Source organism: Mesorhizobium sp. B2-3-4 (assembly GCF_006442315.1).
GTDB lineage: Bacteria > Pseudomonadota > Alphaproteobacteria > Rhizobiales > Rhizobiaceae > Mesorhizobium.
Genome location: NZ_VFVY01000018.1, coordinates 142,890 through 167,998, shown reverse-complemented (window position 1 = coordinate 167,998; position 25,109 = coordinate 142,890). Strand labels below are relative to the sequence as shown.

Genomic DNA, 25,109 nt, shown 5'->3' with positions numbered 1-25,109 from the left:
CCGTGCCGCCCTTGCCGCCCGGTCCGCCTTCGCCACCGACAGCGACCGAATCAATCGCGGTGTTCGACAGTGCAAAGCCGCCATTGCCGCCGCCGCCGCCGACCGACTGGGTCAGGATACCGGTCGAATCGGTGCCATGTGTCGTCACATGCGAGGTGCCGACATTGTAGATGACGTTGCCACCGGCGCCGCCCGCGCCGCCCTTGCCGCCGATCGAGGCCGAAACCGCGCCGCTGACGGTGTAGCTGCCGCCGCCATTGCCGCCGCCGCCGCCCACCGATTGCGTCAGTATGCCGATGGCCGAGGTTCCACTGGTCTCGACCGTTGGACCGCCGGCGGCTTGCTGGACATTGACATCGCCACCATTGCTGGCCGCGCCGCCGGAACCACCGACGCCGACTGCGACGACTGGACCGCCGGCGATGGCGAAACCGCCATTGCCGCCGCCGCCGCCGATCGACTGGATGACGATGCCGATCGCGCCGTCGCCGCTGCCGTCGGCGCCGGTCTTGATAGAGCCGCCGAGATTGCCGAAGACACTGCCGCCTTTGCCACCACCGCCGCCGGAGCCGCCAAGGGCGATCGATCCGATAGCGCCGCCGCCGTCACCGCCGCCGCCGCCAACCGATTCGACCAGCATGCCAATGGCGCCGACACCATTGGTGGTGATGGAACCGGTGTTGGTGCCGGTGGCTGTATTGCCATTGTTGCCGTCCTGGCCCGAACCGCCGCCGCCGAAAAAGCCGAAAGCCCCGCCGCCGTCGCCACCACCGCCGCCGACCGACTGGACAACCATGCCGCTGGCGAAGTCGCCCAGCGTGGTGATGTTGCCGGAATTCGTGCCATCCGCTGTGCCGCCGACGGTCGGGACACCGCCATTGCCGCCGCCACCATTGATAAGTCCGGTTCCCTGCGCTCCGTCACCGCCGGAACCGCCAGCCGAGCGAACCAGGATACCTTTCGCGAAACTACCCTGCGTATGGATGTCGCCTGCATTGTCAGCCGACGCTGTGCCGCCATTGCCGCCCGACCCGCCGTCACCGCCATTACCGGATCCGATGCCGCCGACCGCGGTGCCGCCATTGCCGCCATTGCCGCCACTGGCATTGACTGTAATGCCATTCGCCAGGTTTGCCGTTGTTGTGATGTTGCTGGTCGATGTCGTCGTGACGGTGGCGGTCCCGCCGTCTCCGCCCCTGCCACCGGTGCCGCCGTCGATCAAAAGCAGGTGGAAGGCGAAGCCGCCATTGCCGCCATTGCCGCCGCTTGCATTCGCAACCATGCCGCTGGCGGAACCGCCGGAGGTCTGCAACTGGGCCGTATTCGTGATGTCGACGACGCCACCCTTGGCGCCGTTGCCGCCGTCGCCGCCATCGACCTCGAAAAACGGCGGAACAATGGTCGGCTCGACGGTAGAACCGCCATCGCCGCCCTTGCCGCCAACGGCGCTGCCGACGAAAGCACTGCCGACGCTCGATTGCGGATCATTGTTGGTGTGATTGACCGGTCCGGTCGGGGGATGGCCGTCATCGGCATCGGCATCGCCGATGACATTGGCGCCGTTGTCTCCAGGTGCACCATCATTGTTGATGACGACCTGCGCGTGGACCGGACTGGTGTGCAGAAGGACAAGGCTGCTCAGTGCGGTGGCGCCCAGCAGCAAGGTCAGCCGCGCTGCCATAACCGCCAGACGGGGGTTTCCGGGCGTGAAGGATTCGACAGCCGGGGGGAGTTGGCTTCCCACCAAAATCGACGTCCCGGAGCGGCGCTCGGCCGCTTCGCCGTCGAAATCCTCGCGCTCGAAAGAGCGCTTTGAAAACAAAGCCATGCACTTACCCCCCGTTAGGCAGGCGCTCCCAATCCCTCCTCGAGTCAGGCACCCCCGCCGTGGTCAGTCCACGCAATAAAATGCTGGCATTCTGCAATAAGGTTCAATGCATCGAGGTCAGCAACCCGCAGTCCCACTTATGGAGCGCTGACTCAATTAGGATACATTAACTTACAGCAGAAGGAACCGAAAACTTACGTAAGGGACACTGACCAAACCCGCTTGCTATTCATAGTCGTCATATGACGGCAATCTGCGGTCGGGCCGCGTGACTGCATCAGTACACGGGCGCGGTTACGTAGAGCGATCGACGTTCCTGCCATGGCATATCGGGACAAACGCCCTATATAGCGGAGGTGATTGGGTTCTTTTTTGCAGGAATGGGCTGATGTACGGGCCTCGTTCATCGATGATTCTGGTGTTGGCTGTGCTGGCCGGGGCGGCTTCGGTCGACCTCGCATCGCCGGTTGCCGCACAGGTGCTCATTCCGACTACCCGAAACAACGCATTCGTGCAGCAGAACGATCTGCAGGCCTTGCAGAACCGGGTTCAACGCCAGCAATTTCAACAGCAGCAACAGCAGTACCGGGCGCAGGATCGCGTCATCGTCCAACAGCCGCCGCCTGTCGTTCCGCAGGTCAGGCCGAGCTGCCAGACTCAGATAATCGGAAGCACTGCCGTAAGCACCTGCCGCTGACCGGCGCAGTTCCGCTTTTATTTAGCCGACTTACATGATAGGGGCCTTTGGGTATCCCTGCGGCAGTTTGCGTTTTGCAAAGGCGCCGCATCACGCTAAGGGGCATTGCACCGACTGGATTTTCGCCAATGACCGCAACCAAGAAAAAGGCCGTGCGCAAGGCCATGAAAGGCGAAAGAATCCGCCAGGTGGCGGCTATTCCCTTTCGGCTGGACCCGCGCGGCGATATCGAGGTGATGCTGGTCACGTCGAGGACGACGAGGCGTTTCATCGTACCCAAGGGCTGGCCGATGAAGGGCAAGAGCGGACGCAAGGCCGCGACCATCGAGGCGCAGGAGGAAGCTGGCGTGCTCGGCAAGACGCTCAAACAGCCGGCAGGCAACTATTCCTATTGGAAACGGCTGGCCAGCCGCTTTGTCCGCGTCGACGTCGTCGTTTATCTGCTCGAAGTGACGCAGGAGCTTGCCGACTGGCAGGAAGCCAAGCGGCGGCAGCGGGCATGGCTGGCGCCGGCCGATGCCGCGATGCTCATCGACGAGCCCGACCTCTCGACGCTGGTGAAGACCCTGAAGCTGCCGGAACCCGCGCCTGTCGGGCAGGCATAGGCCTCAGTTGCCCGTACCATCGTCTTCGGGAAACGGCCGCGCCGGCGGGCCGCCATAGGCCCAGAGCCATTCGCGCGGCAGCGGCCCCTTGTTCCGCTCGGTCTGCTGGGACTGTTCCCAGGCATGCGCCAGTATGCCGACGGAACGCGACAGCACGAAGAGCCCGCGCGTCAGGGGTGGGGGAAAACCGAGTTCGCCGTAGATGACGGCGGTGGCGCCATCGATGTTGAGCGGGATTTTCTTGCCCTTGCGCCGCGCCACCTCCACCTCGACGGCCTCGGCGATGTCGGCGAACCGTCCATTGACGACACCCCGCGCGGCAAAATCGCGGGTCAGTTCGAGCAGGCGCGGGGCGCGCGGATCGACCGGATGGAAACGATGGCCGAGGCCCGGCACATAGCCCTTCTCTTCGGCGAAGAACCGGTCGAGCCTTGTCGAGACCGCTTCACCGAGGCTCATGCCACCGTCGAGCGCCACCGCAATCTCGCCATAGAAAGACAGCGCCTGCTCGCCCGCGCCGCCATGCACGTCGCCAAGCACGTTGATGGCCGAAGCCATGGCGCTGTTGATGCCGACACCACAGGTTGCCGCCATGCGGGCAATGGCGATCGACGGCGCCTGCGGCCCGTGATCGACGGCCGCGCCCAGCGCGATACCGAGCAGTGCGGCCTGGTCCTCGCTGGGCAGCTCGCCACGCAGCATCAGCCAGATCATCGCGGGGAAGCTGACGCGACCGATCAGATCCTGGATTTCGTAGCCGCGCAGCCGGATCATGCCGGGGCTCATCTCGATGATGCCGGTGCGCCACCATTCCTCGCCGCGCTCGCGGCCGGTTCTCTTCTCCGCGTCGCTCATGCCCTGGCCTTTGCCTTGGCGCGCGGCGGCAGGTCGGCGAACACTTCCTCCATATGTTCGCCCAGCACCGGCGGTGGCCGCGTCGGCAGCGGCGCGGCGCCGTCGACCATGAATCCGCCGCGCAGAACGGTGAGCGGTCCGTCCATGCCGGCCACGTCCTCGAAGCGAGCCGTCACCTGGCGTTCGAGCACTTGCGGTTCAGCCAGCACCTGCGGGATCGTCAGGACCCTGCCCGCCGGCACGCCGGCTCGATTGAGCGTCTTCTCCCACGCCGCGGCGGGAGCGCTCGCCAGCGCCTCCTCGATTTCGACCTTCAGCGCCGCGCGGTTCTTCTTGCGCGTCTCGCGCTCGGCAAAGCGCGGATCCGCCGACAGGTCCTCCCGTCCGATGAGCCGGCACAGCGTCACGAACTGCTCCTGCTTGTTGGCGGCGATGTTGAGCAGCCCGTCGCCGGTGCGGAACGCGCCGGAAGGCGCCGCCGTCATGTTCTCGTTGCCCATCGGCTTGGGGTCGACCCCTGCCGTCAGATAGTTGGAGACGGGCCAGCCAAGCGCGGAAAGCGTGCATTCGAGCATCGACACGTCGAGAAACGCCCCCTCGCCCGATGCTTTCTGCTTGACCAGCGCCGCCGCGATGGAAAACGCCCCGACCAGGCCACCCAGCGTGTCGGCAACGGGATAGCCGACGCGCAACGGCGCCGTTTCCGGCGTTCCGGTGATGCTCATGATCCCGGAAAGGCCCTGGATGATCTGGTCATAGGCGGGATTGTCGCGCATCGGCCCGCTCTGGCCGAAGCCCGATATCGCGCAATAGACGAGGCCGGGCCGCACCGCCTTGAGCTTGATGTAACCGAGGCCGAGCCGATCCATCACGCCGGGACGAAAGTTCTCGACCAAGGCATCTGCGCTGGCGACCAGATCGAGAAAGCGCTCGCGGTCCGTCTCCTGCTTGAGGTCGAGCATGACCGATCGTTTGCCGGCGTTCTGGGCCAGGAACGACGCGCCCATGCCGGCGCCGTTGAGCTTGGGCGAGCCGCCGAGCTGGCGTGCCAGGTCGCCACCCCTCGGCGCCTCGACCTTGATCACGTCGGCCCCCAGCAAGGCCAGCTGATAGGCGCAGTAAGGCCCGGCGAGCACATTGGTGAGGTCGAGGACGCGAATACCGGAAAGCAGGTCGGTCATATCGTCTCAAATCGCTCAGGCATCGCCTGGCACATGTTCGGGCCCGCGCCGCCGGCGATGCTCGATGAAGGCCCAGATATGCGGGCCGACCAGGCCGATGAAGGCGAGCGTCAGCAGGGTCAGCGACAGCGGATGCTTATAGAACACCGACCAGTCGCCGTTCGAGATGGTCATCGCCCGGCGGAACTGGGTTTCGGCGAGCGGCCCCAGGATCATGCCGATGATGACGGGCGCGGTCGGAAAATCGAAGCGCCGCATCAGGAAGCCCGCCGCCCCCAGGAGATAGAGGATGACGAGATCGATCGGCGACTGCGAAATGCCGTAGGTGCCGACAGTGGCGAACACCAGAATCCCGGCATAAAGCTGCGGCGCTGGAATTTTCAAGAGCCGCACCCACAAACCGATCAGGGGCAGGTTGAGAATGACCAGGATGACGTTGGCGATGAACAGGCTGGCGATCAGGCCCCATACCAGATTGGCCTGCGTCGTCAGGAGCAGCGGGCCGGGATTGATGCCGTAGCTCTGGAAGGCCGACAGCATGATCGCCGCCGTCGCCGAGGTCGGCAAGCCAAGCGTCAGCATCGGCACCAGCACACCGGCGGCCGACGCATTGTTGGCGGCCTCCGGGCCGGCAACCCCTTCGATGGCGCCAACCGTGCCGAACTCCTCCTTGTGCTTCGACAGCTTCTTTTCGATGGCATAGGACAGAAAGGTCGGGATTTCGGCGCCGCCGGCCGGCATGGCGCCGATCGGAAAGCCGATCGCCGCGCCCCGCAGCCAGGCCTTCCAGGAGCGGCCCCATTCGGCCGCCGTCATGTAGAGCGACCCCCTCAGCGGCACGATCTCGTCCTTGCCGGCATAGCGGCGCGAGGCCATGTAGAGCGTCTCGCCGACGGCGAACAGGCCGACGGCTGCGATGATGACGTCGACGCCGTCGAGCAATTCGGTCATGCCGAAAGTGAAGCGCGGCTGGCCCGTCTGCAGATCGACGCCGATCATGCCGATTACGAAGCCGGCAAACAGGCTGGTCAGACCTCGGACCGATGACGAGCCAAGCACCGCCGAAACCGTGATGAAGGCAAGCACCATCAGCGAGAAATACTCCGCCGGGCCGAAGGCCAGCGCGAACTTGACCACCACGGGCGCGAGGAAGGCGACGCCCAGGGTGCCGATGGTGCCGGCGACGAAGGAGCCGATCGCCGAGGTGGCGAGCGCCGCACCCCCGCGGCCGGACCGGGCCATCTTGTTGCCCTCCAGCGCGGTCACGATGGTTGCGCTCTCGCCCGGCGTGTTGAGCAGGATCGACGTCGTCGAGCCGCCATACATGGCGCCGTAATAAATGCCGGCGAACAGGATGAAGGACGCCTCCGGCGCCACCTGGTAAGTGATCGGCAGGAGGAGCGCGATGGTCAGCGCCGGCCCAAGGCCGGGCAGCACGCCGATGGCCGTGCCGAGCGTGGTGCCGAGCAGGCACCACAACAGATTGGTCGGTGAGAACGCGACCGCAAAACCATGCGCGAGATGGCCGAGGGTTTCCATGGTCTCAGCCTCCCAGCGTTGTGGAGAAGGCGTCGATCACCGTGTTCAACTGGTTCTCGACAAAACCGGCACCGATGTTGACACCCAGCGCCTTGGCAAAACCGAAATAAGCCGCCAGCGCCAGGACCAGGCCGGTAAACACGTCGCGCAGCGTGTGCCTGCTGCCGAAGCCGTAGCAGACGAGAACGAACATGATGACCGATGCCGCCGTGAAGCCGAGCGGCTGGATGAGCAGCAGATTGGCCAAGAGGCCGATGACGACGAAGCCAAGGGCCTTCCAGTCGGTCGGCGTTTCCTTTTCCTCCTCCGGCTGCCAGCCGCCGCGCAATGCTGCCAGGATGAGCAGCAGGGAAAGCACGATCAGGCCAGCCATGGTCAGATAGGGAAAGACGGTCGGGCCGACCTTGGAATAGAGCGGCGATACCGGGATCGCCAGCGTCTGCCATGCGACGGCTCCGGCGCAGGCCAGAAGACCAATGCCGATCAACAGTTCGGGTACGGCAAGGCGTGGCGGCGCGGCCTGCTGGTTGGTGGTGCTCATGAACGTCCTCCCCGTTATGGCTGGCCAAGGCGGCCGACATCCATCAGCAGCCTTCGCCGCACCTTCATCTGTGGACCGATCGCCTCTCCTGCGGCCGGCTGGAATAAGGGGGCGGCTCGAGCCGCCCCCTTGGGGAAAATCAGGCGAGGCCCAGATCCTTGAGGATGGCCTCGATGCGCGCCGAATCCTCGGTGACGAATTTCGCATAATCGTCACCGGTGAGCAGGATGGGCGTCCAGTTGCGGTTCTTGCATTCCGCGGCCCAGGCATCACTCTTGGCCATGGTCTCGACCAGCGCGATCATCGCCGCCTTGTCGGCGTCGGATACGCCGGGGGGCGCGAAGACGCCGCGCCAGTTGAACAGTTCCACATCGATGCCGGCTTCCTTGAGCGTCGGCGCGTCGATGCCGTCCTGACGCTTGTCAGCCGAAATGGCGAGCAGCCTCAGCGCACCGGCCTTCACCTGTTCGGAAAACTCGCCGAAGCCGGAGATGCCGGCCGCCACCTGGTTGCCCAGCAACGCCGACAGGGCCTCGCCGCCGCCGGCGAAGGGAACATAGGAGAGGCTCGGAGCAGGCACGCCGACCGTCTTGGCGATCAGGCCGAACAGGATGTGGTCGGAGCCCCCGGCGGAGCCGCCCGCGACGGGAACCTTCGTCGGATCGGCCTTGAGCGCCGCGACGAAATCCGCGGCCGTCTTGAACGGCGAATCCGCCGGCACCACCAGCGCTTCGAACTCACCGGTGAGACGGGCGATCGGAGTAACCTGGGTCAGATTGTTGGCCGCCTTGTTGGCGATGATGGCACCCACCATCACCATGCCGGCGACCATCAGCGAATTGCCCTTGCCGTTCCACTGGCTGATGAACTGCGGCAGACCCACGGTGCCGCCGGCGCCGCCGACATTGGTGATCTGCGAGCCGGAGATCAGCTTCTCTGACCGCAGCACCTGATCCATCGTGCGCGCCGTCTGGTCCCAGCCGCCACCAGGCGCCGCCGGTACGAAGACCTGTATCTGCGGAGCGCCTTCCGCGAAGGCGGGCGTGAGATTAAGTCCTGTGAGGCCGGCAGCGCCAGCGGCGGCCGTGCTCATCAAAAATCTGCGTCTGTTCAGCATGGGATTCCTCCAGATCACGACACCTCCTCCGGTGCCCGCCAAAAACGCGCCTGATCACAGACCCGTGATCGAGTTCAAGCAGATTTTGCGGAGTTCTGTCAACGGGAACGAAATTCTGCTGGACAGAACGATAAAGCGGCGCGACAGAGTGGCTCCGATCGGGTTTTTCCGAACTGGGAACCGCAATGGACTTACCGGGCAAATCGAGCGATGCGACAAACCGGCGGACATCCGCCGAAGGTGTCGCCGCACTGGACCGGGCGATCGCCATCCTCGATGCCTTCACCACGGCCGACCGCTCGCTCAGCCTGGCTGAAATCGCGACACGCACCGGTCTTTACAAAAGCACGATCCTGCGGCTTGCCAATTCGCTGCTGCGCGGACAATTGCTCGCGCGCCTGGACGACGGGCGCTACCGCGTCGGGCCGGCTGCCTTCAGGCTGGGCGCGCTCTACCAGCGCTCGGTCGTCGCGGTCGACATCCTGCTGCCGATCATGCGCGATCTTTCCGAGAAGAGCTGGGAAAGCGTTGCCTTCTACGTCCGCTCGGGCGACGTCCGAACTTGCCTCTACCGCGTCGAATCCAAACATCCGATCCGCTACACGATCCGCGAGGGCGACGTATTGCCCCTGCTGGCCGGCTCGGGCGGACGCGTGCTGGCGGCTTTTTCCGGCCAGCCGGGCGAGCCCTACGAAACGATCCGCAAGACCTGCACTTGCCTCGCCGTGGGCGATCGCGACCCGGAGACGGCAGGCGTGTCGGCGCCGGTCTTCGGACCGGGACGCGTCCTGCTCGGCGCGTTGACGCTGGCTGGTCCAAGCACGCGCGTCGACGCGGCCTTCCTTCAGGGCATGAAGCGCCCATTGCTCGAGGCCGCGGCCCGCGCCACCCGCGCCTTCGGCGAGGATGCCTCCATGCTGGATCAGGCAATTCTCGCCGCGGAGGTTCTGCCCTAGCTTCCCGTTTACGACTCCGGGAAAACAACCGTTGGATTTTGAATACAAACCGATTCAACTTGCGGTCATTACTTGCCGCTGCGTAATATTCGGTCTTTCACGGCAAGAAAATGCCTCTGCGAAAACGGAGCTATTTATTTACTGTTAAGCCCCTCGTGATAACCGGATTGCAGTCGCCATGCGAGCGACATGAGGGAACAACATCGTCTCAACCGGCGGATGAAACAGCCGGACAGGCGCGCTGACAGGATCATGGCACGTCCATGAATTCGATGAAGCTGTCGTCGATGGGCACAAGCCCCCGTCTTCTCGGGCTTGTGTGGCCGTTTATCGCCGTGGTCCTCGTTCAGGCCCTGGTGGCCAGCCTGAGCCTCTATACGCTCTCGGCGGTCCGCGCCTATGTCGGCGGCGAAAGCCAGTGGTCGAAGGGGCAAAAGCACGCCATCTATTTCCTCAGCCTTTATGCCGATACCGGCAATAAGGAATTCTTCGACGAATATCGTAAGGCGATCGCCGTTCCACTGGCCGATCGGTCGGCCCGGCTCGCCCTCGATCAACCCGAACCCGACACTCAGGCCGCCCGGGCCGGCTTTCTGCAGGGCAGAAACCATCCGGACGACGTCGACGGGCTGATCTGGCTGTTCCAGAACTTCCGCAGCTTCAGCTATCTCGACGCAGCCATTCGGCACTGGACGGCGGCCGATACCATGATCCTGGCCATACAGCAGCTCGGCGACACGATGCATGACAAGCTGGGCAACGGCCCGGCATCCTCGGCCGAGACCGACGCCTGGAAAACCGAGATCCGCCAGCTCGACCGCCAGATCAGCCCGCTTTCCAAGGCCTTCTCGGACAGTCTCGGGGAAGGGTCGCGCTTCATCAAGATGCTGCTCACATCAGCCAATCTCGTCACCGCCGCCCTGCTGATCTTGCTCGCCGTCTGGCGCACCCGCAAACTCCTGGCGCAGCGCCAGGCCTTCCAGATGGCGCTCAATGCCGAGCGCGAGCGCGCCCAGATCACGCTGGCCTCTATCGGCCAGGCGGTGGTCAGCACCGGCCCCGACGGGCGCCTGGACTACATGAACGCGGTCGCCGAGAAATTGCTGGCCTGCCCGTTCGGCCTGGCCAAGGGCAAGCCGCTGCCGTCGCTGTTTCGCCTGGTGGACAAGGACACCAGCGTTGAAGAGCCGCGCTTGATCGAACGCCTCCTGGCCGGCGAGCCACGCCGTTCCAGCGCCCGCCCGCAACTGCTGCAGCGGCCGGATGGCTCCGTCGTCCCGGTCGCGCTGACCGGCGCGCCGCTGCTCGTTGCAGGTGAGGTCGTCGGCGCGGTGCTCGCCTTCCACGACATGACGCGGGAGGAGGACTATATCGAGCGGCTTTCATGGCAAGCCTCGCACGATGCGCTGACCGGGCTTGCCAACCGGCGTGATTTCGAGAGCCGGCTGGAGCGGATGATCATCGAATTGCAGGGGCAAGCCCGGCAGCATGCCCTGATGTATCTCGATCTCGACCAGTTCAAGCTGGTCAACGATACCTGCGGCCATGCCGCGGGCGACGAGCTGCTGCGCCGGATTTCGGCGCTGCTGGCCGGCGAATTGCGGCCGGGCGACGTGCTGGCCCGCTTGGGCGGCGACGAGTTCGGCGTGCTGCTGATCGATTGCGAGCCAGACAATGCCGCCGACATCGCCGAACGGCTGCGCGCGGCCGTGCAGGATATGCATTTTGCCTGGGATGGCAGGCCCTTCAACACCAGCGTCAGTATCGGCATGGTGCAGATCGCCAATGCACATATGACGATCGAGGAGGCGCTGCGCGCCGCCGATGTTGCCTGTTACATGGCCAAGGAGAAAGGCCGCAATCGCGTCCAGATCCACAGCGACGGCGACATGGACCTGCGCGAGCGCTTCGGCGAGATGGCCTGGGTGCAACGCCTCCACGCCGCGCTCGAGGACAATCGCTTCAGGCTGCATGCCCAGGAGATCCGGCCGCTTGGCGATGACGTCGCCGAGGCGGGAGCGCATATCGAGATCCTGCTGCGGTTGACCGACGAGGATGGCGGCTTCGTCACCCCGCAGAGCTTCATTCCGGCCGCCGAACGCTACGGCCTGATGCCGTCGATCGACCGTTGGGTGGTGCGCAATACGTTCCGCACCCTGGCCGCGCGGCAAGCCGACCGGCGCATGGCGCCGATCGCCACATGCGCCATAAACCTTTCCGGAGCGACGTTCGGCGACGAGACATTTCTCGGCTTCCTGCGCGAGCAGTTCCTCGTCCATGGCATTTCGCCGGCCATGATCTGCCTGGAGATTACCGAAACCAGCGCCATCGCCAATCTCACCAGCGCCATGCGCTTCATCGCCGACCTGCGCGGCCTGGGCTGCCGATTCGCACTCGACGATTTCGGCTCCGGCATGTCGTCCTTCGCCTATCTGAAGCACCTGCCGGTCGACTACCTCAAGATCGACGGCGGCTTCGTCAAGGACATGCTGGACGACCGCATCGACCGTGCCATGGTCGAGATGATCCACCATATCGGCAAGGTCATGGGCAAGCGCACCATTGCCGAGTTCGTCGAAAGCGACGACATCGCCACCGCCTTGAAGAAGATCGGCGTCGACTACGCCCAGGGCTATGGGATTGCCAGGCCGCAGCCTTTTGACGCCTCGACGGTGTTGCTGTGCCAAACAGCCGGCCCCGCAGCACCGACTGTCGCGGACCCGTGGGCCGACGTGGCCGGCAAGCTGCGCCGCAAGGCCGGCTAGATCTTCAGGACAGCCGCTCCAGCAGGATCGTCAGAGCATCGTGATAGAGGGTGCGCACCACTTCCCGGTAGCCGCATTTCGTTGCGACGTTCAGTGAGGCGGTATTCTCGGGATCGATGATGCAGACGGTTCTGACGCGCCCGAACGTCTCGTCGCCCCATGCCAGGACACAGGCGACGACCTCGGTGGCCAGGCCCGCCCCGTGCACGGCCGGCGCAAGCGCCCATCCCGCCTCAGGAATGCCTTCGATCGATGGCTGCATGTCGCGCTTCAGATCGTGAAAACCGGCTTCGCCGACAAAGCGGCCGGTCGACTTCTCCTCGATGGCCCAGAACCCGTAGCCGAGCAGCGACCAGAGGCCGGCATGGCGCAAAAACCGCATCCAGCTTTCCTCGCGCGTGCGCGGCTTGCCGCCTATGAAGCGGGTGACGACCGGGTCGGCCCACATCGTCGCATAGGAATCGAAATCGCCGATCCTGTGTGCCCGCAGGATGGTTCGCGGCGTCTCCATGACCGGAGCCGTGGTCGCTTGCGTCGTGTTCATTGGATCTGCCTCGCTTTACAGCCCGCGGTTATCAAATCGCAGGCGCAGGGCAAGAGCCAGGGAACCTGGGACCGTCATCCAGGACGAAGCGCAAGGGCCGCCAGCCCTCACGACATCCGCGCCGCGCTATGGGATTCTTGCGCGGCGGTGTTATTTTCGAAGCGGACTGATTCAGCACGTCAAATCTTGAGGCGCCGGCGGGCGCCGCTGATACGGGGAAAACCTGCATGGACACCACCGACCTCGTGCTCGCCATCATCCACCATTTGCTGGTGTTCTCGCTAGCCGGCATCATCGGCGCCGAATTCGTGCTGATCCGCGGCGACCTGCCCTCCGCGACGCTCAAGCGGCTTGCCGGCATCGACCGCCACTATGGCATCATCGCCGCGCTCATCATCATCGTCGGCATCGGCCGCGTCTTCTGGGGGCTCAAGGGCTGGGAATTCTATGTCTACAACTGGGTGTTCTGGGCCAAGATGGCGGCGTTCGGCGTCGTCGGGCTGCTGTCGATCATCCCGACCGTGCGGTTCATCTCCTGGAACAGGCAGGCCAGCACCAATCCCGCCTTTGCCGTGCCTGCGGCCGAACTGGCTTCGGTCAGGACCTATGTCCGCGCCGAGGGAGCCGTCTTCCTGCTGATCCCGGTCTTCGCCGCGGCGATGGCGCGCGGCTACGGTATCTGATCTTCGGCGACCGCCGTTTCGAGCGGAGCGATCGGCACCAGCGGCGCCGGAATGCTGGTCGTCTTCACCTCCGCCTTGCAGATATCGGCGATAACGCAGGCCGGGCAATCCGGCTTGCGCGCCTTGCAGACATAGCGGCCGTGCAGGATCAGCCAGTGATGCGCGTGGCGCATATATTCATCCGGGATGATCTTCAGCAGCCCCTGCTCGACCTGTTCGGGGGTCTTGCCGGGCGCCAGGCCGAGCCGGTTGCCGATGCGCAAGATATGCGTGTCGACCGCCATCGTGTGCTGGCCGAAGGCCATGTTGAGCACGACATTGGCGGTCTTGCGCCCGACACCCGGCAGCTTGACCAGTTCATCGCGGTTATCGGGCACCTCGCCGCCATGGTCGCGGATCAGCGCCTGCGATAGGGCGATGACGTTCTTGGCCTTGTTGCGCCAGAGCCCGATGGTCCGGATATGGTCGCCGACTTCGGCCTCACCCAGCGCCAGCATCTTGCTCGGCGTATCGGCAATCTTGAACAGCGCGCGCGTCGCCTTGTTGACGCCGGCATCGGTTGCTTGCGCCGAAAGCACCACCGCCACCAAGAGCGTGAAGGCGTTGACATGTTCGAGTTCGCCTTTCGGCTCCGGCCGCTGCACCGAAAAGCGCCGGAATATCTCGCGCACTTCCGCCGGGCTGTAGCGTGACCTGGACCGCGCCGGTCTGGGACGTGGTTTTGCGTTCGAGCCGTCGCGCCGCCCAAGCAAGGGTTCACTTTTAGGCAGGGAAGAATCTTTGGACTTGGGGCTGGCCATTTCCCTCCTATAATAGCCTGTCATGAGCGACACAAACGCCTCGTTTCAGGCCGACGAGCCTTTCTTCCACGCCTTGCTGACACCGCACCGGTCGTTGGGCAGGACGGGCTTCCTGATCTTGATGGGCGCGCTGATGTTCGGCTGGCTGGTGACGGGCGCATTTTTCCTGTCGCGCGGCGCCTGGCCGGTGTTCGGATTCTTCGGCCTCGACGTGGTCGCCGTCTACATCGCCTTCCGCGTCAATTATCGGGCCGCCCGAGCCCGCGAGGAAGTATCGGTCTCGCGCACCAGCCTCGACATTCGCAAGACGGCCCCTTCGGGACAATCGGAAGCGCACCGCTTCAATCCGTTCTGGGCACGGTTTTCGGTCGCCCGTCACGCCGAGATCGGCATCACCAGGATGACCGTGGAAGCACAGGGCCAGAACGTCCCGATCGGCGGCTTCCTCGACCCCGAGTCCCGCGAGAGCTTTGCCACCGCCTTCTCGCGCGCTCTGGCGACCGCCAAGGCGCGCTGATCAATTCCAGGAAAATCGTGGAGCGCTTGCCCTCCGCAATTGTGTCAAGGACAGGCCGTCTCAGAAGCGATAACGCAGCAGCCGGCCGACCTTGCGCAACGCCGGAACATGTTTCCAAAGGCGAACGAACAGCTTGGCGGACCAGCCCATGCGGGCGGCATGTTCAGGCTTGTAGGCGGAAATGTCCTCGATGAAACGCAGCTTCGGAACCGCCCGTTCCAGTTCATGCGGATCTTCGATCGCCCAGTGAACCTCGGCGCCCGTCGCCTTGATGGTCGGATTGAACCGGAGCAGCGTCAGCCCGAAACGGCTGTAGGCGTCGAACATCAGTTCGCCGCCGGCAAGATGCGAGGCCAGCCGTGAAAGCAGGCGCAGCCCCTCGTCGGCGGGGAGATAGGGCGTCAATCCTTCCGCCACCACCATCGCCGGCCGATTGCGGGGCACCGCTGCCAGCCACGCAGGCTCGGTCACCGACGAAGCCACGAGATGATAGTGGTCGCGCGAAGGGTAGAGTTTGCGCCTGAGCTCGATGACCTCGGGATAATCGACATCGAACCAGTCCACCCCTGGCGGCGGATCGACACGGAAGATGCGCGTATCGACCCCACAGCCCAGATGCAGCACGATGGCGCCAGGATTTCTGGCCAGAAAATCCTCGACACGGACGTCCAGGGTCTTGGCCCGGATCGCCAGGCCGATGCCGAGATTTTCGTCGACCCTCAGCCTGGCGAAGTCATAGTCGATCTTGCGCAGCGCCTCGTCGGCGAAATGATCCCCGAGCAGCGAATGCGGCATCCGGCTCTCCAGTGCCTTGCCATAGAGGGTCATCAGCAAGGTCTCCCTTGCCCCCGTCAGACGCACTTTTTCGCCAGCCATTGGCAGCTCCCGGGCTCGAATCCCCAGCTCTATCTGGGCAGGCGGGCCGAGAAGGCAAGTTTCGGGTGGCGATCGGCGCCCCAAGGGGCGATATTTCAGCCAAGGAGACAGGTTCCATGAGCACACAGACGGCAATCCTCAAGAAGGACATCACGCCCGAGGGCAGCGACTACGAAATCGTGCGCCGCGCCATCGAGAAGATCAGCCTCGACTATCGCGACCAGCCGTCGCTGGAAGAACTGGCCGAAGAGGTCGGCGAGACGCCGACCGGCCTGCAGAAACTCTTCACCCGCTGGGCCGGCCTGTCGCCCAAGGCATTCCTGCAGGCGGTGACGCTGGACCATGCGCGCAGGCTGCTCGATTCCGGCATGCCGCTACTCGAAACCTCGTTCGAACTGGGCATGTCCGGCCCCGGCCGGTTGCACGACCTGTTCGTCACCCATGAGGCGATGTCGCCGGGCGACTACAAGACGCGCGGCGCCGGCCTCACCATCCGCTACGGCTACCACCCATCCCCGTTCGGCACCGCCCTGATCATGGCCACCGACCGCGGGCTTGCCGGCCTCGCCTTCTGCGATGCCGGCGAGGAGCGCGCCGCCTTCGCCGACATGTCGTGGCGCTGGCCCAACGCCCACTATGTCGAGGACAGGGAAACGACAGGCCCCTACGCCGCGCGCATCTTCGATCCGACGCTGTGGCGCGCCGACCAGCCCTTGCACGTCGTCATGATCGGCACCGACTTCCAGGTCCGCGTCTGGGAAGCCCTGCTGCAGATACCGATGGGCAAGGCCCGCACCTATTCCTCGATCGCCGCCAGCATCGGCGCGCCGAGCGCCAGCCGCGCGGTGGGCGCCGCCAACGGCGCCAACCCGCTCTCTTTCGTGGTGCCTTGCCATCGCGCCATCGGCAAATCAGGCGACCTCACCGGCTATCACTGGGGCTTGACCCGCAAACGCGCCATACTGGGCTGGGAAGCGGGGCAGATTTCACCGTAGAATCTCGATTTTCCAGTATACGATCGGGTAAAAATATGAATGTTCGTTCTCATAAGTATTAGCACGAGTTATTCAGTAAGTTTCTCGATACAACCGAGGACAACCGTCGGTTTGTTCATTGATGTTGTTTCGGCGAATTACTTAAGTTTACGCTAAATTAACCATGATAGAACGATCATACCCCTGTTAATTCGGGCAATCCGACTTAATAGGAGGGTTTCGATGAAGTTGTTTCGCACCGCTTTCGGTGCGGCCTTGCTGGTTGCGTGCCTGGATCACGCCGCGATGGCCACGACACAGAATGTCATTTTCAACGGCACGGTCACCGCGACCTGCACGCTCGTTGTCGCCACCAACGGCACGATGACGGTCAGTCCCGATCTCCAATCGTTGAGCTCGCACAACAGCGGCGGCTCGGCTGGAACAGTCACGCTCACCACCACTGGCGGTGTTTCACTCAGCGTCGATCCCGTGACCACCACCACCGCGCCGGCCGCCGACAGCACGGCCACCACCTGGACGCCGACCTACTCGACCAGCGGCGCCCATACGATCGCGGAGACGGGGGCAGCCACCGCCCTGACCATCCCCGGCGCCGATCTGGTCTCGGTTCACCTGGCCGGCACCAAGGGCGGCAGCAACCGCTTCGCCTCCGGAAACTATCAGGCGACGGTCACACTGCGCTGCGAATAGGCCGCGCGAAGGAGGTATCCTTGAAATATGCACGAATCCTGGCCACGGCTCTGGCTGTCGGCCTGCCAACCATTGCCGCCGAGGCACAGTCGATGTCGCCGATGCGCGGCGAGGTCAACAGCTTCACCGATGTCTTCGCGGTCCGCGTATTCCCCGCCAACCCTTACGACCAGAAGATCAAGGTCGAGATCCACGTCTACGATCAGGATTTTCAGCCCGTGAATGCCAGGATCGCTCCGGGCACGTTCCAATTGGCTGCCCAGGCCTCCCGCCCCGTCCTCGTGGTCGTGCCCTTCGACGGCGCCGCCGAGCGTAAAGTGCGTATCTGTACCGAGAGCATCCCCTTTCCCAATCAACAGACGCAGATAAGGGCACAGATATGCGGAAAGTTTTTTGGGCACCGCAAGTTCTGACGGTCGTGCTTGTGGCGGTGGCGAACGGGATTTCCCCCGTCGTGGCCGAGGACGTCTACAACCTCAATCAGAATGAAAGCGGCTTCAACCTGCCCGGCGTGACATTGCCGCAGGGGCAAGACGAGGTCCACGCCTCGGACGGGACCACCTGCCGCTCCGCCGTATCGGGCAGCGGCGCCTATGTCGACCTCGGCGTGATCAGAGGCAACAACCAGTCCAACAACGACGTCGCCACCTATGGCCGCGTGGTGATCCCGATCGGGCGCACGCCCAAGCGCCTCGATTGCAGCCGCCTCTACGAGCTCGAGGTCGAGCGCCTGCAGCTGGAGTTGAAACTCCTCAAGATGGGCATCGGTGCCGACGGCCAGACGGCGAGCATGGCCACGAGCGCTCCCACGCCACCCACGGCCGCGTCACCCGGATGGGCCAACGAAGGCTGGAGCATCAGGACCGGAAATGCCGATGGCAAGAGAAAGAAGAAGAAATAGCAGCGTTCTGCTTGCGATGGCAACGCTTGCCGGCTTTTGCCTGCCCGCGCAGACGGCAATCATCGGCACATGCACGATCATGGTCGGCGCGTCGGGCACGATGACCCCGAATCCGGCCATCAGCGTGTTGGGGTCGAAGCAGGCCGGCGGATCCAGCGCCAGCGCCACCGTGGTGGCAAGCTCCCTGCTGTGCTCGCTCCTTAACCTGCTCGACTGTTATTCTGTTTCAGCGCCGGCGCCTGCCGCATTCTCGTCGGCGCCGAGCGGCGGCGGCACCAACGTGACCTTCGCTTCGGTCTTCCGCCTCGACGGTTCGGGGGTCGACAACAATGGCAGCGTGCCGCAAAGGATTGTCAACGGCACCCACCCCATGCAGGTCGATCTGACCGCCACCAAATCCAGCGGTATCTTTCCTGCCGGCAATTATCAGGGCACGGTCACCGTGCGCTGTGAATAGGCCAACAAAACCGGCTGGACTATTGGCGTGGTCTGGCAAGCCGCGCCCTTACAGGTTAGCTTCCCGCGCGATCGGAACGAAGTGCATTTGTCTGGATGCACCAGGCGACACCCGAACACTTTGAGTTTGTATTGGCAGGAGGCCTTGCGTGATTATCGTTGTCGGCTCGATCAACCTCGACCTTATCGCCAGGGTAGACCGCTTGCCGAGCCCTGGTGAAACGGTAAGCGGCTCAGGCTTCGCCACCGCGCCCGGCGGCAAGGGCGCCAACCAGGCACTGGCCGCCGCACGGGCCGGCGCGCCGGTGCGCATGGTCGGCGCCGTCGGCAAGGACAATTTCGCCACCGAGGCACTGGCATTGCTGCGCGAGGCAAAGGTCGATCTTTCGGGCGTGGGGGAAACCTTCGCCTCGACCGGCACCGCGCTGATCATGGTCGGCGACGACGGCGAAAACATCATCGCCGTCGTGCCCGGCGCCAACGCTTCCGTGCTGCCCGGCGACCTCTCCAAGGCTTTTCTGAAAAAGGGCGACGTCGTGCTGCTGCAGCATGAAATTCCGCTCGCGACGGTCGATGCCGCCCTCGACCAGGCAAGGGCGGCCGGCGCGGTCACTGTCCTCAACACCGCCCCCTTTCATGGCGAGGCGGCCGCCTTCCTCGCCAAGGCTGACTATGCGGTCGCCAACGAGACCGAATTCGACCTCTATGGCGAGGCGCTTGCCCTGCAAGGCCGCGACCGCGCGGCACGCATGCGCGACTTTGCCGCGAAAACTGGCCGTACTATCGTCGTCACACTGGGTGGCGACGGCGTGATGGCGGCGACACCGAACGATTTCCTGACAGTTCCTGCGTTGAAGATCACGCCGGTCGACACGGTCGGCGCCGGAGACACATTCTGCGGCTATTTCGCTGCCGGCCTGTCTTCGGGCCTCGCGCTCGAACAGGCACTCGCGCGTGCCGGTGCCGCCGGATCGCTGGCTTGCCTCAAGTCCGGCGCCCAGCCGGCGATCCCATTGGCAGGGGATGTCGACAAGGCCGTGCAAGGGGCCCGTTAAGATGATGCGCCCGCGCACCAAGCACACCGTACCCGCGGCCAGCGGCATCTGCCGCCTGTCGGCTGTCGAACTCGCCGACGCGATCCGCCGCGAGAAACTCTCCGTGCGAGAGGTGGTGACGGCGTTCCTCGACCGTATCGAAGCGGTCAACCCGCTGGTCAACGCCATCATCTCTTTGCGCGACCGCGCCGACATCCTGCGCGAGGCCGACGCCGCCGATGCCGGGCTGCGGTCGGGGGCGCAAACCGGCCCGCTGTTCGGCCTGCCGATCGCCATCAAGGATCTCGCCTCGACCACCGGCCTGAAAACTTCGTTCGGCTCGCCGATCTTCGCCGACTTCGTGCCGCAGGAAGACGACTTCTTCGTCGAGCGCATCCGCAAGGCAGGCGCCATCATCATCGGCAAGACCAACGTTCCTGAGTTCGGGCTGGGCTCCAACACCTACAACAATGTGTTCGGACCGACGCTGAACGCGTTCGACCCCGGGCTCACCGCCGGCGGCTCGAGCGGCGGCGCGGCGGTGGCGCTGGCGCTGGATATGGTGCCGATCGCCGACGGCAGCGATTTCGGCGGCTCGCTCCGCAACCCGGCGGCGTGGAACAATGTCTACGGCTTTCGGCCCTCGCAGGGGCTCGTGCCCGGCGGCCCCGACTTCGAGGTCTTCCATGCGCAGATGGGCGTCGAGGGGCCGATGGGCCGCAGCGTCGCCGACATGGCGCTGCTGCTCGACGTGCAGGCGGGTTACCACCCGCAAGCGCCCCTCTCCTACGAGAAACCGGGCTCGTTCCTCGAAGGCTTGGCGACAGCGGCGACTGGCGGCCGCATCGCCTGGCTTGGCGATCTCGGCGGCCATCTGCCGATCGAAGCCGGGATCCTCGATCTGTGCGAGGCCTCGCTCGGCCGGTTCGCTGATATATCCTTCCAGACCGAGCCCTTGCGTCCGGAATTCGATTTCGAGGCACTCTGGCAGGCCTTCGTGACGTTGCGCCAGGCCAGCAGCGGCTGCGCTCTGAAGGTCCATTACGACGACCCGGTGAAGCGCGACCTGCTCAAGCCGGAAGCCATCTGGGAAGTAGAACAGGCGATGCGGCTGACGGCGCCGCAGTTTCGGGCCGCCTCGGTCGTCCGCACTTCCTGGCACCGGACGTTGCTGTCGATCTTCGACCGCTTCGACCTCATCGCGCTGCCGACCGCCCAGGTCTTTCCCTTCGACACCGGTACCCACTGGCCACGCGAGGTCGCCGGGCGGGCGATGGACAGCTATCACCGCTGGATGCAGGTTTCGGCTTACGCCACCCTGGGCGGCTGCCCGGCCGTCAATGTGCCGGCCGGCTTCGACGCCAGCGGCCGGCCGATGGGCATGCAGCTCATCGGCCGCCCACGCGGCGACCTCGCCGTGCTGAAGGCCGCGGCCGCCTATGAGACGACGCTGCCATGGCCGGTGGGCGCCTGAGCCGGACGCCTCCCGCCATTGCGCTTGCCGGCTTGCATCGTCATGGCCGGCATGCATTGATTGCCCGAAGCCGCGCGGCATCGACGGCGCGCCCGAGGGAAAAATCATGTCGCTGGAACTCTACGCCGCCTATGTTCTTGCCTGCATCGTCATCATCCTGGTGCCGGGGCCGACCGTCACGCTGATCATCGCCAACAGCATCCGCCACGGCTCCCGCGCCGGCCTCGCCAATGTCGCCGGCACGCAGGCTGGCCTTGCCGTCATGATCGCCATCGTCGGCATCGGCCTCAACACGCTGATATCGGGCATGGGCCACTGGTTCGAATGGGTGCGGCTCATCGGCGCCGCCTACCTGATCTGGATGGGCGTGCAGATGTTTCGCTCCAAGGGCACGCTGAATGCCGATGGGACAGCGAGAAAGCCGCGCGGCGGCTTCTTCCTGCAGGGCTTGGCCGTGGCGCTGAGCAATCCCAAGACGCTGATCTTCTTCGGCGCCTTCTTTCCGCAGTTCATTTCGCCGCAAGGCAACTACTCGCTGCAGATCGTCGTCATGGGCCTCACCGCCATGATCTTCGCCGCGATGTCGGATTCGACCTATGCGCTCGCCGCCGGCCGCGCCGGCCGCATGCTGTCGGCCAGCCGCGTCAAGCTCCTGTCCAGGATCAGCGGCAGCTTCATGATCGGCGGCGGCCTGTGGCTGGCGTTTTCGCGGTCGAAGTGACGGCAACCCTTGCCTTCTCCCCTCGTGGGAGAAGGCATAAGAGCCCTTAGAGCCGCCCCGCCCTCTCCACCAGCAGCGCGAAGAACCCGTCATGGTCGATGTCGCGCATCACCATGGCATTCTTCTCCCGCTTGGTGACGCCCCACCAGTCGACCACCGTCATGCCCATGGTCAGCTCCGAGGCGGTCTCGACGGTGACGTTGCAGTGGCGACCCTTGAACAGCTCCGGCTTCAGCAGATAGGCGATGACGCAGGGGTCATGCAGCGGCCCGCCGTCGGTGCCGTATTTGCCTTCGTCGTAGCGCTCGAAGAATTCCAGCATCTCGGCGATCGCGACGCCGACCTTGGTGCCGAGATCCCGGAAGGCCTTGATGCGCTTGGCGGTGGTGAGCGCCTTGTGGGTCACATCGAGCGGCATCATCACGATCGGGATGCCCGACCGGAAGACGACGTCAGCCGCATGCGGATCGACATAGATGTTGAATTCGGCCGTGGGCGTCACATTGCCGCCCTCGAAGAAGCCTCCGCCCATCAACACGATTTCCTTGATGCGCGGCGCAATCCTGGGCTCGCGGATCAGCGCCAGCGCGATGTTGGTGAGCGGCCCGAGCGGGCATAGCGTGATGGTGCCGCTCTCCTCCCTCATCAGCGTTTCGACGATGAAATCGACGGCATATTGGTCCTGCAGCTTCATCGTCGGTTCGGGCAGATCCGGTCCGTTCAAGCCTGTCTTGCCGTGCACCTCCTCGGCGGTGACCAGTTCGCGCGCCAACGGACGGATGGCACCGGCATAAACCTTGACATCGGGCCTGCCGGCCAGTTCGCAGATCTTGCGGGCGTTGTTCTGGGTCAATTTCAGCGGCACGTTGCCGGCGACGGCGGTAATGCCGACGATCTCCAGTTCGCTGCTGCCGAGCGCCAAAAGAATGGCGACGGCGTCGTCCTGGCCGGGATCGGTATCGATGATGATCTTGCGGGATTGGGGCATTTCAATTCCTTGTTTGGCTGGCCGTGAGTTCACCGGACCGGGCGCAGGCCTGGAGGACGACCTTGGCGCTTCTCCTTGCATCCGAGCGCCGTTTCAAGCGCCATGTCGATTATTCCTGTGAGTCCACGACCTGATCCTTTTTGGTTATTCCTGTGAGTCCAAGGCCGGGTCTCTTCGGGCGGGTCTTCTGGTGGCTTGAACTTGGTCGCGGGGCGGACCATATCAAGACCATCGGGAAAAATGCCATCAGGGTTTTTCCAGTTTATGTCGCTCTTGAGAGGACAGTGTAACATGAGCCGAATGACGCCCTTCTCCAGCCCGCTTCTCCTGGGTTTCGACGCCATGGAAAAGACGTTGGAGCGCTTGGCGAAGTCCGGCGACAGCTACCCTCCCTACAACATCGAGCGCCTGAGCGGCGCCGACGGCAAGGCCGAAAGGTTGCGTATCACGCTGGCCGTCGCCGGTTTCGCCGAAAGCGATCTCGATGTGACCACGGAGGAAAACCAGCTGGTCGTGCGCGGCCGCCAGACCGACGACACCGAGCGCGAGTTCCTCCACCGCGGCATCGCCGCGCGCCAGTTCCAGCGCTGCTTCGTGCTGGCCGACGGCATGCGTGTGATTGCGGCGGAACTGAAGAACGGCCTGTTGTCGATCGACCTCGATCGGCCGGAGTCCGAACGGCTGGTACGGAAAATAAACATATCGGTGAAAGACTGATCTTTGCCGATGGCTCTCATGCGGGATGGCTTGTTGCCCAGGACAAGGGCGGCGTCTCGCGCCAAGGAGGCTTGAAATGACCAGAACTGACGAAACCATCACCATGACCAGCGGCGAATTCGCCCATCTCGGCGAAGGCTCGGTCGCTTACCTGCGCAAGGTCTCGAGCGACGACCTGCTCGGCCGCTTTCCCAACATCGGCGAAATCGCCCCCGGCATGGAGCTGTGGGCCCTGTTTGCCGCCAACGGCCAGCCGATCCTGCTGTCCGATGCGCGTGACCGCGCCTTGGCCGGCGCCATGGAAAACGACCTGACCACCGTCGCCATTCATTAAACGCGGTTGGCGGGTTGAACAAAAAAGGGCCGCTTGTGGCGGCCCTCGAAGCGATATTTCAAAAATGGGACTTCAGGCGGCGTGCGAGGCCTGTGTGTCCGACAAAAGCGCGTGGATCGCGGCCGCATCACGCGTTCCCCTGATCTTGGCTACCGTGTCGGCGTCGCGCAGCACGCGCGCGATGCGCGACAGGGCCTTTAGGTGATCGGCACCCGCCCCTTCCGGCGCCAGCAGCAGGAACACCAGATCGACCGGTTGGTCGTCCAGCGATTCGAAATCGACCGGCGTTTCCAGCCGGGCGAAAACGCCGGCGATGCGCTTCACGCCCGCCAGCTTGCCGTGCGGGATGGCGATGCCATTGCCGACTCCGGTGGAGCCCAGACGCTCGCGCTGCAGGATGGTGTCGAAAACTTCCCTCTCCGGAATGCCCGAGATTCCGGCTGCCCGCTCGGACAGCAATTGCAGAAGCTGCTTTTTGGAGTTCGCCTTCAACGCCGGCAAAATCGCCGGAACGCTGATAAGATCGCTCAGATCCATGCTTGAAAATCCTTGTTCGCCTGCCGCGCCAGTCCCCACCCCTCGTGCGGCTGGCTTTTATCCCTGTGCGACTTTGGTCGTGGACGGGTCGATCCAGCCGATATTTCCGTCGGGCCGGCGATAGACGATGTTGAGATGATCGGTTCCGGCGTTGCGGAAAACGAACACCGGAGTATCCTTGGTATCGAGCTCGATGACGGCCGAGGCCACCGACATGGTCTTCAGCGTCATGGTCGATTCGGCAACGATGGCGGGCGCGAAATCCTCCGGGATTTCCTCGTCGTCATCGGCAAGCGGCGCCATCACGGTATAGGCGATGTCGGTCAATTCACCATTGCCATTGCCCGAATTGTGCGACTTGAGGCGGCGCTTGTAGCGCCGAAGCCGGGTTTCCAGCCGATCGGCGGCGGTCTCGAAGGCGAGCGTCGGATCCTGGGCATCGCCGGTGGCCTGCAGTGAGGCGCCGGAATCGAGCCGGATCATGCAGTCGGCCGAATAACGCGACCCCGATTTGATGACGGTGACGTGCCCCGCGAAGCCTCTGTCGAAATATTTGCCGATCGCTTCGCCGACACGATCGTTGATGCGTGTGCGGAACGCATCGCCGATATCCATGTGTTTTCCCGATATGCGCAGATTCATCTGAAAACTGACCTTCCTTGCTCAGGCTTCAAACTCGCCCGAGTTTATACTCGTGGTCCGTGCGCACAAGCTTTGCGGCGTCACTGGCGCCGATTTAAATCCAAACTTTCCGG

27 protein-coding genes and 1 pseudogene are annotated in these 25,109 nt (G+C 64.2%); 16 read left to right on the top strand and 12 right to left on the bottom strand.

What is annotated here, in order from left to right:
• Positions 1-1,828, bottom strand: a pseudogene (locus FJ967_RS34025) (autotransporter outer membrane beta-barrel domain-containing protein); the annotation flags it as partial.
• Between the two features lie 388 nt (positions 1,829-2,216).
• Here FJ967_RS34025 and FJ967_RS24625 point away from each other — a divergent pair.
• On the top strand, positions 2,217-2,525 hold the full coding sequence (locus tag FJ967_RS24625) for a hypothetical protein (protein WP_140734661.1): 309 nt from the start codon (positions 2,217-2,219) through the stop codon (positions 2,523-2,525).
• 128 nt (positions 2,526-2,653) lie between these two features.
• Positions 2,654-3,130, top strand: a complete 477-nt coding sequence (locus tag FJ967_RS24620) for an NUDIX hydrolase (RefSeq protein ID WP_140734659.1) — start codon at positions 2,654-2,656, stop codon at positions 3,128-3,130.
• A 3-nt stretch (positions 3,131-3,133) separates the two neighbouring features.
• Here FJ967_RS24620 and FJ967_RS24615 read toward each other — a convergent pair whose 3' ends face one another.
• From FJ967_RS24615 to FJ967_RS24595, 5 genes are all read right to left on the bottom strand, one after another.
• Positions 3,134-3,985: a citryl-CoA lyase gene (locus FJ967_RS24615; RefSeq protein WP_140734658.1), complete on the bottom strand. Its 852-nt coding sequence runs from the start codon at positions 3,983-3,985 to the stop codon at positions 3,134-3,136.
• Positions 3,982-5,166 carry a CoA transferase gene (locus FJ967_RS24610; RefSeq protein WP_140734656.1) on the bottom strand — a complete coding sequence of 395 codons (1,185 nt, stop codon included), beginning with the start codon at positions 5,164-5,166 and terminating at the stop codon, positions 3,982-3,984. The genes FJ967_RS24615 and FJ967_RS24610 overlap by 4 nt, the downstream gene beginning before the upstream one ends.
• Before the next feature lie 15 nt (positions 5,167-5,181).
• Positions 5,182-6,705, bottom strand: coding sequence for a tripartite tricarboxylate transporter permease (locus FJ967_RS24605; RefSeq protein ID WP_140734654.1), 1,524 nt, complete (start codon positions 6,703-6,705; stop codon positions 5,182-5,184).
• 4 nt (positions 6,706-6,709) lie between these two features.
• A complete protein-coding gene (locus FJ967_RS24600; RefSeq protein ID WP_140734652.1) occupies positions 6,710-7,246 on the bottom strand; it encodes a tripartite tricarboxylate transporter TctB family protein in 537 nt (178 codons plus the stop codon).
• A gap of 139 nt (positions 7,247-7,385) precedes the next feature.
• On the bottom strand, positions 7,386-8,363 hold the full coding sequence (locus tag FJ967_RS24595; protein ID WP_140734650.1) for a tripartite tricarboxylate transporter substrate-binding protein: 978 nt from the start codon (positions 8,361-8,363) through the stop codon (positions 7,386-7,388).
• A 185-nt stretch (positions 8,364-8,548) separates the two neighbouring features.
• Between FJ967_RS24595 and FJ967_RS24590 the strand changes: the two genes are divergently transcribed.
• Together FJ967_RS24590 and FJ967_RS24585 are read left to right on the top strand one after the other, a co-directional pair.
• Complete coding sequence (locus FJ967_RS24590) at positions 8,549-9,319, top strand: IclR family transcriptional regulator (protein ID WP_140734648.1); 771 nt, start codon at positions 8,549-8,551, stop codon at positions 9,317-9,319.
• A gap of 263 nt (positions 9,320-9,582) precedes the next feature.
• Positions 9,583-12,084 (top strand): EAL domain-containing protein, encoded by a 2,502-nt coding sequence (locus FJ967_RS24585; protein WP_140734647.1) that lies wholly within the window; start codon positions 9,583-9,585, stop codon positions 12,082-12,084.
• 4 nt (positions 12,085-12,088) lie between these two features.
• On the opposite strand, the gene FJ967_RS24580 is transcribed toward FJ967_RS24585, so the two are convergent.
• Complete coding sequence (locus FJ967_RS24580) at positions 12,089-12,628, bottom strand: GNAT family N-acetyltransferase (RefSeq protein ID WP_140734645.1); 540 nt, start codon at positions 12,626-12,628, stop codon at positions 12,089-12,091.
• A 227-nt stretch (positions 12,629-12,855) separates the two neighbouring features.
• Here FJ967_RS24580 and FJ967_RS24575 point away from each other — a divergent pair, with 227 nt between their 5' ends.
• Positions 12,856-13,311, top strand: coding sequence for a DUF2214 family protein (locus FJ967_RS24575; RefSeq protein WP_140734643.1), 456 nt, complete (start codon positions 12,856-12,858; stop codon positions 13,309-13,311).
• On the opposite strand, the gene nth is transcribed toward FJ967_RS24575, so the two are convergent.
• Positions 13,299-14,111, bottom strand: a complete 813-nt coding sequence (gene nth / locus FJ967_RS24570; protein ID WP_140734642.1) for an endonuclease III — start codon at positions 14,109-14,111, stop codon at positions 13,299-13,301. The two genes, FJ967_RS24575 and nth, sit on opposite strands and share 13 nt — an antisense overlap.
• Positions 14,112-14,133: 22 nt before the next feature.
• On the opposite strand from nth, the gene FJ967_RS24565 reads away from it, so the two are divergent.
• Positions 14,134-14,628 (top strand): DUF2244 domain-containing protein, encoded by a 495-nt coding sequence (locus tag FJ967_RS24565; protein ID WP_140734640.1) that lies wholly within the window; start codon positions 14,134-14,136, stop codon positions 14,626-14,628.
• 60 nt (positions 14,629-14,688) lie between these two features.
• Here the strand turns inward: FJ967_RS24565 and FJ967_RS24560 are convergent, their stop codons facing one another.
• On the bottom strand, positions 14,689-15,504 hold the full coding sequence (locus FJ967_RS24560; protein ID WP_140734638.1) for a class I SAM-dependent methyltransferase: 816 nt from the start codon (positions 15,502-15,504) through the stop codon (positions 14,689-14,691).
• Between the two features lie 116 nt (positions 15,505-15,620).
• Here FJ967_RS24560 and FJ967_RS24555 point away from each other — a divergent pair, with 116 nt between their 5' ends.
• From FJ967_RS24555 to FJ967_RS24520, 8 genes are all read left to right on the top strand, one after another.
• Positions 15,621-16,499, top strand: coding sequence for a bifunctional helix-turn-helix domain-containing protein/methylated-DNA--[protein]-cysteine S-methyltransferase (locus FJ967_RS24555; RefSeq protein ID WP_140734636.1), 879 nt, complete (start codon positions 15,621-15,623; stop codon positions 16,497-16,499).
• 222 nt (positions 16,500-16,721) lie between these two features.
• Positions 16,722-17,192: a hypothetical protein gene (locus FJ967_RS24550; protein WP_140734634.1), complete on the top strand. Its 471-nt coding sequence runs from the start codon at positions 16,722-16,724 to the stop codon at positions 17,190-17,192.
• Between the two features lie 20 nt (positions 17,193-17,212).
• Positions 17,213-17,605, top strand: a complete 393-nt coding sequence (locus tag FJ967_RS24545; RefSeq protein ID WP_140734632.1) for a hypothetical protein — start codon at positions 17,213-17,215, stop codon at positions 17,603-17,605.
• Positions 17,572-18,093 carry a hypothetical protein gene (locus FJ967_RS24540; protein WP_140734630.1) on the top strand — a complete coding sequence of 174 codons (522 nt, stop codon included), beginning with the start codon at positions 17,572-17,574 and terminating at the stop codon, positions 18,091-18,093. The genes FJ967_RS24545 and FJ967_RS24540 overlap by 34 nt, the downstream gene beginning before the upstream one ends.
• Positions 18,068-18,550 carry a hypothetical protein gene (locus tag FJ967_RS24535; protein ID WP_181176127.1) on the top strand — a complete coding sequence of 161 codons (483 nt, stop codon included), beginning with the start codon at positions 18,068-18,070 and terminating at the stop codon, positions 18,548-18,550. The genes FJ967_RS24540 and FJ967_RS24535 overlap by 26 nt, the downstream gene beginning before the upstream one ends.
• Positions 18,551-18,698: 148 nt before the next feature.
• Complete coding sequence (locus FJ967_RS24530; RefSeq protein ID WP_140734627.1) at positions 18,699-19,604, top strand: ribokinase; 906 nt, start codon at positions 18,699-18,701, stop codon at positions 19,602-19,604.
• Position 19,605: 1 nt separating this feature from the next.
• Entirely contained in the window at positions 19,606-21,057 is a 1,452-nt protein-coding gene (locus tag FJ967_RS24525; RefSeq protein WP_140734625.1) for an amidase, read from the top strand.
• A gap of 106 nt (positions 21,058-21,163) precedes the next feature.
• Entirely contained in the window at positions 21,164-21,778 is a 615-nt protein-coding gene (locus tag FJ967_RS24520) for a LysE family translocator (protein WP_140734623.1), read from the top strand.
• A 46-nt stretch (positions 21,779-21,824) separates the two neighbouring features.
• On the opposite strand, the gene FJ967_RS24515 is transcribed toward FJ967_RS24520, so the two are convergent.
• Positions 21,825-22,766, bottom strand: a complete 942-nt coding sequence (locus FJ967_RS24515) for a nucleoside hydrolase (protein WP_140734621.1) — start codon at positions 22,764-22,766, stop codon at positions 21,825-21,827.
• Positions 22,767-23,057: 291 nt separating this feature from the next.
• Between FJ967_RS24515 and FJ967_RS24510 the strand changes: the two genes are divergently transcribed.
• Together FJ967_RS24510 and FJ967_RS24505 are read left to right on the top strand one after the other, a co-directional pair.
• Positions 23,058-23,483 carry an Hsp20 family protein gene (locus FJ967_RS24510; protein WP_013893014.1) on the top strand — a complete coding sequence of 142 codons (426 nt, stop codon included), beginning with the start codon at positions 23,058-23,060 and terminating at the stop codon, positions 23,481-23,483.
• A 76-nt stretch (positions 23,484-23,559) separates the two neighbouring features.
• Entirely contained in the window at positions 23,560-23,817 is a 258-nt protein-coding gene (locus FJ967_RS24505; RefSeq protein WP_140734619.1) for a DUF1150 family protein, read from the top strand.
• A gap of 72 nt (positions 23,818-23,889) precedes the next feature.
• Here the strand turns inward: FJ967_RS24505 and ptsN are convergent, their stop codons facing one another.
• Together ptsN and raiA are read right to left on the bottom strand one after the other, a co-directional pair.
• On the bottom strand, positions 23,890-24,354 hold the full coding sequence (ptsN, locus tag FJ967_RS24500) for a PTS IIA-like nitrogen regulatory protein PtsN (RefSeq protein WP_140734617.1): 465 nt from the start codon (positions 24,352-24,354) through the stop codon (positions 23,890-23,892).
• A 57-nt stretch (positions 24,355-24,411) separates the two neighbouring features.
• Positions 24,412-24,996, bottom strand: a complete 585-nt coding sequence (gene raiA, locus FJ967_RS24495) for a ribosome-associated translation inhibitor RaiA (protein WP_140734615.1) — start codon at positions 24,994-24,996, stop codon at positions 24,412-24,414.
• Positions 24,997-25,109: the final 113 nt, after the last annotated feature.